Consider the following 9702-nt stretch of genomic DNA (forward strand, 5'->3'; position numbering starts at 1 on the left):
CTGCCATGATCCCGGAATTAGGACAGTTCTCACTGATCCTGGCCTTTGCCACCGCCCTGCTTCTGGGCGTCTATCCCTTGCTCGGTGCCCAGTGGGGGCGGCTTGGCATGATGTCGACGGCTCGTCCGCTGGCCTATGCCCAGTTCCTGCTGTTGTTGCTGTCCTTCCTGTGCCTGACCTGGGCTTTTATCGACAATGACTTCACCGTGCAGTATGTGGCTACCAATTCCAACACCCTGTTGCCGCTGGCTTATCGGATCTCCGCCGTGTGGGGGGCCCATGAGGGCTCACTGTTGCTCTGGGTGCTGACCCTGGGTGGCTGGACGGCGGCGGTGGCGTTGTTCAGTCGCAGCCTGCCGCTGGATGCGGTGGCGCGGGTACTCGGCGTGTTGGGGCTGATCTCGGTCGGTTTTACCGCCTTCGTGCTGTTTACTTCCGATCCTTTCACTCGCACTCTGCCCTACTTCCCGGTGGATGGACGGGATCTCAACCCGCTATTGCAGGATCCCGGCCTTATCTTCCACCCGCCCATGCTCTACATGGGCTATGTGGGCTTCTCGGTGGCCTTTGCCTTTGCCATCGCTTCCCTGATGACGGGGCGCCTCGACGCAACCTGGGCGCGCTGGTCCCGTCCCTGGACCATGGCCGCCTGGGTCTTCCTGACTTTAGGGATAGTGCTTGGCTCCTGGTGGGCCTATTACGAGCTTGGCTGGGGTGGCTGGTGGTTCTGGGACCCAGTGGAAAACGCCTCCTTCATGCCCTGGCTGGCGGGTACTGCCCTGCTGCACTCACTGGCGGTGAGCGAGAAGCGGGCCACCTTCAAGGCCTGGACAGTGCTGCTGGCACTCTCTGCCTTCTCCCTGAGCCTGCTCGGTACTTTTCTGGTGCGCTCGGGCGTGCTGGTCTCGGTGCATGCGTTTGCCTCCGACCCGACCCGAGGCCTGTTCATTCTGGGCTTCCTGCTGGCGGTGATCGGTAGCTCGCTCCTGCTGTTTGCTTTCAAGGGCTCGCAGGTGAAGAGCCACGGCAAGCACGAGCTGTGGAGCCGCGAGACCCTGCTGCTGTGCAACAACATCATGCTGGTGGCGGGTCTGCTGACCGTGCTGCTCGGCACCCTGTTACCGCTGGTGCACAAGGAGCTGGGGCTTGGCAGCATCTCCATCGGGACGCCCTTCTTCAACCACATCTACAGCTGGCTGATCATTCCATTTGCCCTGCTGCTCGGGCTTGGTCCGCTGTTTCGCTGGCGCCGTCAGGATCTGGGTGAGCTCAAGGGCAAGGTGATCCTGGCGCTGGTATTGAGTCTGGCCGCCGCCTTCCTGCTGCCGCTGTTGTTGGCCGAGGAGTTTAAACCCTGGGCCGCCCTCGGCATAGGCCTCGGCGCCTGGATCATCATCACCAGCATTCAGGAAACCTGGGTGCGCGCCACCCACAAGCACAGCTTTGCGGTCGGTGTGCGCAAGCTGGGCAACAGCCACTGGGCCATGATTTTCGGCCACGTAGGCTTGGCGGTGAGCATCATCGGCATCGCCTGTACCCAGAACTACAGCATCGAGAAAGACCTGCGCATGCAAGCTGGCGATCGGGTGCAATTTGCCGATTACGAGTTCGTGTTCACCGGGATTACCGAGAAGAACGGTCCCAATTACGACGGTTTCAAGGGCGTGCTGGAAGTGCACAAGGGTGGCAGGCTGGTCACCCTGCTCAAGCCGGAGAAGCGCATGTATAAGGTGAGCCGCATGCCGATGACGGAAGCGGCCATCGACGCAGGTTTCACCCGGGATCTCTATGCGGCGCTCGGCGAGCAGCTTGACAACGGTGCCTGGGCGGTGCGGATCTACTACAAACCCTTCGTGCGCTGGATCTGGTTCGGCGGTGTCTTCATGGCCATTGGCGGTGTGCTGGCGATGCTGGACAAGCGCTACCGTTTCGGCCGTCGTGACGAGGAGGCCAAGGCATGAGCAAGAAAATCTGGTTGTTTTTGATCCCCTTTATCGTCTTTTTGCTGGGGTCAGTGTTTCTGTTCAAGGGGCTCTACTCCGATCCCACCAAGCTCGAATCCGTGATGGTGGGCAAGGAGGTGCCGGTGTTCACCCTGCAGGACATCTATGACCTGAACAAGCAGCATGACCGCAGCATCCTCAAGGGGCAGCCCATGCTGCTCAACGTCTGGGCCACCTGGTGCCCGACCTGCTATGGGGAGCACACCTACCTCAAGCAGCTGGCTGGGCAGGGGATCTACATCGTCGGTATGAACTACAAGGATGAACGCGCCAAGGCCATCAACTGGCTGGCGGAGCTCGGCAACCCCTACCAGATCAACCTCTATGACCCGGATGGCATGCTGGGGCTGGATCTGGGAGTCTATGGCGCGCCCGAGACCTTCTTCATCGACAGCCAGGGCATCATCCGCTATCGCCACGTCGGGGATGTCAACCCCGACGTCTGGGCATCGACCCTCAAACCCATCTTTGATGCCATGAAGTGAGGGAGAGCCTGATGAGAGTATTGATTGCATCCTTGCTGTTGCTGGCAGGATTGGGCGGCGCCGGTCAGGCGCTGGCCGCCATCGATGTCTACACCTTCGACAACGATGCCCAGGAGCAGACCTTTCGCGAGCTGACCAAGGAGCTGCGTTGCCCGAAGTGCCAGAACCAGGATATCGCCGATTCCAATGCGGGGCTTGCCAAGGATCTGCGCGACAAGACCTATCAAATGGTGCGCGAGGGCAAGGAGAAGCAGGAAGTGGTGGACTACATGGTCGCCCGCTACGGCAACTTCATTCTGTATAACCCGCCGCTGATGGCGTCGACCCTGATCCTCTGGCTGGGCCCGTTGCTGGTCATCGTCATAGGTGTCGTCACTGTGGTGGTGCGCAGCCGTCGTCGCCCCGCGGCTGCCAGGCCGGCGGATAGCGCCCTGAGCGCGGAAGAGCAGCGTCGTTTGACGGCCCTGCTCAAAGAGGAAGAGAAACAATGACCGCATTTTGGATAGTGATCGCGGCCCTGCTGGTGCTGGTGAGTCTGGCGCTGGTAGTGCCGTTGTGGCGCGGCGAGGGCAAGCAGAGCATCAGCCGCTCGGCCCTCAACAAGCAGCTCTATCGCCAGCGTCTGCTGGAGATAGGCGAAGAGCGTGAACAGGGCATATTGGCGGAAGAGCCGGATTCCTTGATCGAGCTGCAACGCAGCCTGCTGGACGACATTCCCGACGTGGAGCAGACCGCCCGGGGTGGCAAGAGTCTGATCTGGATCCCGGGTGTGCTGGTGCTGGTGGTGGTGAGTCTGGGACTCTATTACCAGCTCGGCTCCTGGCGGGAAGTCCAGCGCTGGCAGGATGCCAACAGCCGGTTGGGTGAGCTGAGCAACCGTATTTTGGTGGAGCAGGATGCCCAGGTGACCGAGCAGGATCTGATGGACTTCATGCTGGCCTTGCGCACCCGTCTGAAGGACGAGCCGAACGATTATCGCGGCTGGCTGCTGCTGGGCCGCCTGTCGCTGGATGGTAATGATCCCGAGATGGCCCGTGAGGCGCTGGAGCGAGCCTATGCGCTGGCACCACAAAAGGCCATGGTGGCCGTGCCCTATGCCCAGGCGCTGATGATGACCGGAGGTGAGGCTCAGGCCGATGAGCTGCTGCGTAGCGCCATTGCGCTGGATCCGGCCAACATAGAGGCTCGCTCCGTCTATGCCTTCATGGCGCTGCAAAAAGAGGACTTCAAGACGGCGCTGCTGCGCTGGCGCGAGATGTTGCCGCTGATGGAGAAGGGCTCGACCCGCTACACCATGGTGGAGCGCTCCATCGACTATGCCGAGCAGCAGCTGAAGCAGCGTGGCATGGCGGCGCCAAGCGTGCCGGCGATCCAGAGCGAGCAGGCACAAACTCAGGCGTCTGTTCAGGTGCAGGCCGGTGAGTTCCCGTTGCACGTCACGCTGGCCCCCGGCATCCAGCTGCCGGAGGATGCCCATCTGTTCGTGTTTGCGGTGATCCCCAACGGGCCACCCATGCCCATCGCGGTCAAGCGCATAGCGGGTCCCCAGTTCCCGTTGACTCTGTCACTGGGGGATGGTGATGCCATGATGGAGGGCAGCAAGCTTGCTACCTACCCGCAGTTGCAGTTCAAGGCTCGCCTCTCCCGCGGTGGCAACGTCATGAACAAGGAAGGGGCGTTTGAAGGGGTATCGGCTCCGATCCCGACGGACGCAATTCCGTCAGCGCCGATTGACATCCGCATCGATCACGCCCTCTAATACTCCCTTGGCCCGGCCCCTCGATGGGGCCGGGCTGCCTATAATCCAGACTAATCACAATAAAAAGCTAGGACTTCCATATGTATGTGCGTTTAGGGGCATTGATGGTGGCGTTGTTGCTGGGTGGCTGTGCAGGTGGTCCACCCCAACCGGGTCCTGAAAGCCTTGACCTCAAGAGGGCCCAGAGCCGACCAGCGGCGACCAGCACGGCCAGCGATGCTCGTGACCCTTTCCAGGGTGCAAACCGGGCCATGTGGGTGGTCAACTATGATGTGCTGGAGCCCTACGTGGCCCGACCCGTGGTGCACGGCTATGCCAACTACGTTCCGCAGGGCATGAAGGATGGCATCGAGAATCTGGTGGAGAACTTCAACGAGCCGAGCAGCATGGTTAACCATCTGATCACAGGTGATTTGAAAGGGGCCGGGACCAATCTGGGACGCTTTACCATCAACACAACCGTGGGCGTGCTGGGGATATTCGACGTGGCCAAGTATGCCGGACTTGAGCGTGACAAGCTGGAGTTCAATACCGTGCTGGGCCGTGCCGACATCGGGGATGGCGCCTATTTGATGGTGCCTGTCTATGGTCCCAGTACCACCCGCAAGCTGGTCGGGGACACCATCGATACCATTTACTTCCCCTATGCGTTGCTGACATTGCCGCTGCGCATCACGCACTGGATGCTGGATGGATTGGGCACCCGCTCCAAGCTGATCGATCAGGAGCGGATCATTGACAACGCGCTTGATCCTTATGCTCTGACCAAGGATTTCTTTTTGCAACACAACCAGAACAAAGTGACCGGTCGTCAAACCGAGTTCAAGCAGACGCCTGCGCAGAAGGCTGACGATGTCAATCTGGACGACTATCTGGATGAAATTGACCAGTGATGAACGAGCATCCGGTTTAACAACAAAGGCGCCTGCGGGCGCCTTTCTCGTCATTATTTGGCAGCTGGGTGTGGTTGTATGCACCATAAAAAAACGCCCCGCAGTGCGGGGCGTTTTGGCAAGAAGCGGCTATCAGGCAGCCAGGTTCTTGGCCACGAATTCCCAGTTGACCAGGGTCCAGAAGGTTTCCATGTACTTAGGACGCAGGTTGCGGAAATCGATGTAGTAGGCGTGTTCCCACAAGTCAACGGTCAGCAGTGGCGTGGTGCCAGCTTCAGTCAGCGGGCAACCGGCGTTGGAGGTGTTGACGATGGCCAGAGAGCCGTCGGCTTTCTTCACCAACCAGGTCCAGCTGGAGCCGAAGTTGCCGATGGCAGACTTGGTGAACGCATCTTTGAACTCGGCAAAGGAGCCGAATGCCTTATTGATGGCATCAGCCAGGGCGCCGGTCGGCTCGTTGCCGCCGTTCGGGGAGAGGCAGTGCCAGTAGAAGGTGTGGTTCCAGATCTGGGCGGCGTTGTTGAAGATGCCGCCAGTGGAAGTCTTGATGATCTCTTCCAGAGACTTGCCTTCAAACTCGGTACCCGGCACCAGGTTGTTCAGGTTGACCACATAGGTGTTGTGGTGCTTGCCGTGGTGGTATTCCAGAGTTTCCTGGGAGATGTGCGGTTCCAGAGCATTGATTGCATAGGGCAGAGCGGGAAGTTCGAATGCCATTTTCTACTCTCCATTGGCTGGCCGTGCGAAGGCGACGGTTGCAAGACATTGCGTACTCTTTTCTTTTTTGAAAAGAATTGTTCTTGAAATGATGGGGCCAGTTGGCCCAAAGCCCATCGATTGTACCAGCATCAAAGATGGGCTAACAACTCTTGATTCTCGCCATGACTTGGATCAAGCTGCGGCGTATTGATTCATCACTTCTTGCATCTGGGACGGTTTGTCAGTTTGTGGTCTGCCTGGATTGCAGTAGAATGGCCGCCGAAATCGCTCTAGTGAGGCACCTATGGAAACTATTGAAAAGATCAAACAGCAGTTGGCTGACAATCCCATCATCCTTTACATGAAGGGGTCCCCCAAGCTACCCAGCTGCGGTTTCTCTGCCCAGGCCTCCCAGGCTCTGATGTCCTGTGGCGAGCCGTTTGCTTACGTCGACATACTGCAAAACCCGGACATCCGCGCCGAGTTGCCGAAGTTTGCCAACTGGCCCACTTTCCCGCAGCTGTGGGTAGAGGGTGAGCTGGTCGGTGGCTGCGATATCCTTATCGAGATGTTCCAGGCTGGTGAGCTGCAGGCCCTGATCAAGGAAACTGCCGCCAAGCACAAGCCGGATGACGCTGCTGCCGAATAAGGTCGCATCTGCATCATGTAAAAAGGGGAGCCAATGGCTCCCCTTTCTTATCACGGCTGACGGGATCAGCTGATACGTTCGATCCGTGCCATATAGAAGCCATCAAAACCGGTCGCGGACGGGCTGACGGTGTGGTCGTCCCGCAGACGGTAGTTGTCGTTGGCAGCCAGGAATTTGTCCACCTGCTGGCGGTTCTCCTGGGGCAGGATGGAGCAGGTTGCATAGACCAGCAGACCGCCGACCTTCACCATCTGGCTGTAGCGCTGCAGTATCTCCTCCTGCAGGGCCACCAGTACCGGCAGCCGCTCTGCGGTGTCACGCCACTTGGCATCCGGGTTGCGCTTGAGCACGCCCAGACCCGAGCAGGGCACGTCCAGCAGCACGCGATCTGCGGTGCCTTTCAGGCGCTTGACCGTCTTGCTGCTCTCGATGACGCGGGTTTCCACGTTGTGGGCACCGGCGCGGCGGGCGCGTTGTTTGAGGTTTTCCAGCTTCCACTCTTCCACATCCATCGCCAGCAAACGGCCCTTGCCGTTCATCATGGCTGCAATGTGCAGCGTCTTGCCGCCGGCACCTGCGCAGGCGTCTATGACTCGCATGCCCGGCGTCACTTCCAGTGCGGCAGCCACCAGTTGGGAGCCCGCATCCTGCTGCTCGAACCAGCCATCGGCAAATGCCTTGGTGCGGAACAGCGCTGCGTCAGTGGTGACTTGCAGCGCGGTGGCGACCCCTTCCACCGGAATGGTCGAGATGTGTTCCTTGGTCAGCACGGCTTGTAACTCTTCCCGCGATCCCTTGAGGGTGTTGACCCGCAGGTAACGCTTGGGCATCCAGGCCAGGGCCGCGCGCTCGGCAGGCCAGGCCTCGCCGAGCTGCTCGCTGCCCAGCTTCTCCAGCCAGCTGGGGCAACCGTCCATCAGCACAGGGTTCTTCTTCGCTTCGGTCAGGCGGCGACGGAATGCCTCTTCGTTGAAGCGATCCAGCGTTGGGTGGTTGGGTTGAGCAATCTTGTGAAAAGCGTGCCAGCTGTGCAGCAGCGGCCAGACATTTTTCTCGGCCTGACGTACCTGAATACCGGTCAGGGCGCAATAGAGGCTGAGGCGACGCAGCAGATCGCCAGTGACCAGAGCAATCCTTGCCTGTTCTTGCGGTTTGAGTTCGATGCCTGAAAAGTGACGGGCATAGGCGCGGTCCAGGGTGAGACCCTGGCCTAGCACATCGTCAACGATGGCAACGATCAGGTCCCCGAAACGGGGCAACAGTGGGGATTTAAGCATGAGATTAACCTTGGTCAAATAAAGACGAACCGTCGTCATGGTGACGCAGCTCTAAAACTGATAAATCCGCGCAATGATAGGGGCTAGACAGGGTTGGTGCAACACTCCCCATTCGGGGAATATACAGACGATGGTGCTGGACTAATCGGACCAGCAGGAAAATGATGCCGATTGCAGTTCAGGTGAGTGCATTTAAAAGGACTAAAAAGATGCAGTTGATGAAATATTCGCCCTTGGCGCTGGTCGTGGTCAGCCTGATGAGTTCGGGTGGCCTCGCGGCCAAGGAGTGGAACACGGTGGCGGCGCGCGCCACGGCGGCGGACGGTTATGAAGTGCGGGCCAACCAGTTCCGGGTGGCCAAGGTGCCCCTCGATTACTTTGCCGGACTGCAGGCAGGGGCGCGTCAGCTGACCCTGCCACTGCCGGACGGAGGCGAGGTGACCTTCACCCTGCAGGCCTATGACCTGCTGCCCGCCGATCTCGCCGCCAGGTATCCTGACATCCTGACCTTTAAGGGCCATAACCCGGCGGCGCCGGTGGAGACGGGTCGCTTTGACCTGGGCCCGCAAGGTTTCCATGCCATGTTCACCCACCAGGGCAAGATGGTGTTCGTCGACCCGCTGTGCAATGCCGAAGGCTATGCCGTCTATTACCAGCAGGATGCCTACAGCCGGCTGGAAGAGGAGGCCGACAGGGTGATCGGTGCCGACGCCGAAACCTTGGCCCGCAAGGTGCAGGTGGATGGCAACGAGCGCAAGCGCTACGTCATCGCCATCTCGGCGGCCGGGGAGTATACCCAGTTCCACGGGGGCTCCAAGGTGCTGACCATGGGGGCCATAGCCACCCTGCTCAACCGGGTGAACGAGGTATATCAGCGCGATGTGGGGGCCGAGTTCCAGCTGGCCAGCGGTAATGACGCCATTATTTTTACCGATCCTGTTACTGACCCCTTTTACAACGGTGATAACCCGAATTACATCCACGGTGTCAGCAGCCCCTATGAGGCTGATGACGTCAGCAAAAACGTCTTGGTGCAAGGAGATGCTCTTACCAAGGGCAACCTGGGTCCCTTCGACATAGGCCATGTGCTCAACACAGGCGGTGGTGGCCTGGCCGAATTGGGCGCGCTCTGTACGGCTACCAAGTCGGCAGGCATGACGGGTTCATCCACCCCGGTGGGGGATGCTTTCTTTATCGACTATGTGGCCCACGAAATCGGCCACCAGTTTGGTGCCGATCATACTTTCAACGGCACCGCCAACAATTGCGGTGGTGGCAACCGGGTCGCCGGACTGGCGTTCGAGCCGGGCAGCGGCAGCTCCATCATGGCCTACGCCGGTATTTGTGGTGACGAGAACATACAGCTGCACAGCGATCCCTATTTCCACAGCAAGTCCATCGAGCAGATGCGGGCGCACATGGCTACTGTGCCGGCCTGCGGCATCACGCTGAGCCTTAGCAACAACGCCCCCCAGGCGGCTGCCGGGGCCAGCCATATCATTCCGGCCAACACGCCGTTTGTGCTCAAGGGCGCCGGGGCGGATCTGGACCAGGATCCCCTGACTTACACCTGGGAGCAGATCGATCTGGGCAACCCGTCCAGCAGCGCCCTCGATATGATCGACGAGGGTTTCGGTCCGCTATTTCGCTTCGTGTCGCCGACCGGCTCGCCGGAGCGGATCCTGCCGAGCCTGCCATCCCTGCTCTCCGGCTCGTTAGCCAAGGGAGAGGCCTGGCCCACCACCAACCGGAGTCTCAACTTCCGGCTCACGGTACGTGATGGCAAGGGCGGCGTTGCCAGCGATGACATGAAGGTGCAGGTGGTCAACACCGGCAGCGCCTTCCGTCTGACCAGTCCCCTTGGCGTGGCGGTGACACCGGGCGCCAGCCAGTCGGTCAGCTGGGATGTGGCGGGCACCAGCGCGGCCCCGATCAAC

Annotated in this window: 9 protein-coding genes; 7 read left to right on the plus strand and 2 right to left on the minus strand. The window is 59.9% G+C overall.

Annotated features, from left to right (window positions below; all coding sequences use genetic code 11):
* Window positions 1-5 precede the first annotated feature (5 nt).
* The 5 genes from AAC083_RS19445 to AAC083_RS19465 all read left to right on the plus strand — a co-directional run bounded on the left by AAC083_RS19445 (window position 6) and on the right by AAC083_RS19465 (window position 5140).
* Window positions 6-1961 carry a heme lyase CcmF/NrfE family subunit gene (locus tag AAC083_RS19445; RefSeq protein WP_108537477.1) on the plus strand — a complete coding sequence of 652 codons (1956 nt, stop codon included), beginning with the start codon at window positions 6-8 and terminating at the stop codon, window positions 1959-1961.
* Window positions 1958-2488, plus strand: a complete 531-nt coding sequence (locus AAC083_RS19450; RefSeq protein WP_042034076.1) for a DsbE family thiol:disulfide interchange protein — start codon at window positions 1958-1960, stop codon at window positions 2486-2488. The genes AAC083_RS19445 and AAC083_RS19450 overlap by 4 nt, the downstream gene beginning before the upstream one ends.
* An 11-nt stretch (window positions 2489-2499) precedes the next feature.
* Window positions 2500-2979, plus strand: a complete 480-nt coding sequence (locus tag AAC083_RS19455; RefSeq protein WP_108537478.1) for a cytochrome c-type biogenesis protein — start codon at window positions 2500-2502, stop codon at window positions 2977-2979.
* Window positions 2976-4247, plus strand: coding sequence for a c-type cytochrome biogenesis protein CcmI (gene ccmI, locus AAC083_RS19460; RefSeq protein ID WP_108537479.1), 1272 nt, complete (start codon window positions 2976-2978; stop codon window positions 4245-4247). The genes AAC083_RS19455 and ccmI overlap by 4 nt, the downstream gene beginning before the upstream one ends.
* Window positions 4248-4327: 80 nt before the next feature.
* The gene (locus AAC083_RS19465; protein WP_181364828.1) at window positions 4328-5140 is read left to right on the plus strand and encodes an MlaA family lipoprotein; all 813 of its coding nucleotides are present in this window, start codon (window positions 4328-4330) and stop codon (window positions 5138-5140) included.
* A gap of 132 nt (window positions 5141-5272) precedes the next feature.
* Here the strand turns inward: AAC083_RS19465 and sodB are convergent, their stop codons facing one another.
* Window positions 5273-5857: a superoxide dismutase [Fe] gene (sodB, locus tag AAC083_RS19470; RefSeq protein ID WP_005319233.1), complete on the minus strand. Its 585-nt coding sequence runs from the start codon at window positions 5855-5857 to the stop codon at window positions 5273-5275.
* A gap of 286 nt (window positions 5858-6143) precedes the next feature.
* Here sodB and AAC083_RS19475 point away from each other — a divergent pair, with 286 nt between their 5' ends.
* A complete protein-coding gene (locus tag AAC083_RS19475) occupies window positions 6144-6488 on the plus strand; it encodes a Grx4 family monothiol glutaredoxin (protein ID WP_042034070.1) in 345 nt (114 codons plus the stop codon).
* Between the two features lie 65 nt (window positions 6489-6553).
* Here AAC083_RS19475 and AAC083_RS19480 read toward each other — a convergent pair whose 3' ends face one another.
* Window positions 6554-7765, minus strand: coding sequence for an RsmB/NOP family class I SAM-dependent RNA methyltransferase (locus AAC083_RS19480; RefSeq protein WP_042034069.1), 1212 nt, complete (start codon window positions 7763-7765; stop codon window positions 6554-6556).
* A gap of 209 nt (window positions 7766-7974) precedes the next feature.
* On the opposite strand from AAC083_RS19480, the gene AAC083_RS19485 reads away from it, so the two are divergent.
* Window positions 7975-9702, plus strand: a 1728-nt coding sequence (locus AAC083_RS19485) for a reprolysin-like metallopeptidase (RefSeq protein ID WP_181364829.1), incomplete at its 3' end; no start/stop codon positions are given.

Source organism: Aeromonas sp. HMWF014, assembly GCF_963878295.1.
Taxonomy (GTDB): domain Bacteria; phylum Pseudomonadota; class Gammaproteobacteria; order Enterobacterales; family Aeromonadaceae; genus Aeromonas; species Aeromonas popoffii.

Coding starts and splice junctions, on each gene's coding strand:
- AAC083_RS19445 (WP_108537477.1), top strand. CDS start 6: ATGATCCCGGAATTAGGACAGTTCTCACTGATCCTGGCCTTTGCCACC.
- AAC083_RS19450 (WP_042034076.1), top strand. CDS start 1,958: ATGAGCAAGAAAATCTGGTTGTTTTTGATCCCCTTTATCGTCTTTTTG.
- AAC083_RS19455 (WP_108537478.1), top strand. CDS start 2,500: ATGAGAGTATTGATTGCATCCTTGCTGTTGCTGGCAGGATTGGGCGGC.
- ccmI (WP_108537479.1), top strand. CDS start 2,976: ATGACCGCATTTTGGATAGTGATCGCGGCCCTGCTGGTGCTGGTGAGT.
- AAC083_RS19465 (WP_181364828.1), top strand. CDS start 4,328: ATGTATGTGCGTTTAGGGGCATTGATGGTGGCGTTGTTGCTGGGTGGC.
- sodB (WP_005319233.1), bottom strand. CDS start 5,857: ATGGCATTCGAACTTCCCGCTCTGCCCTATGCAATCAATGCTCTGGAA.
- AAC083_RS19475 (WP_042034070.1), top strand. CDS start 6,144: ATGGAAACTATTGAAAAGATCAAACAGCAGTTGGCTGACAATCCCATC.
- AAC083_RS19480 (WP_042034069.1), bottom strand. CDS start 7,765: ATGCTTAAATCCCCACTGTTGCCCCGTTTCGGGGACCTGATCGTTGCC.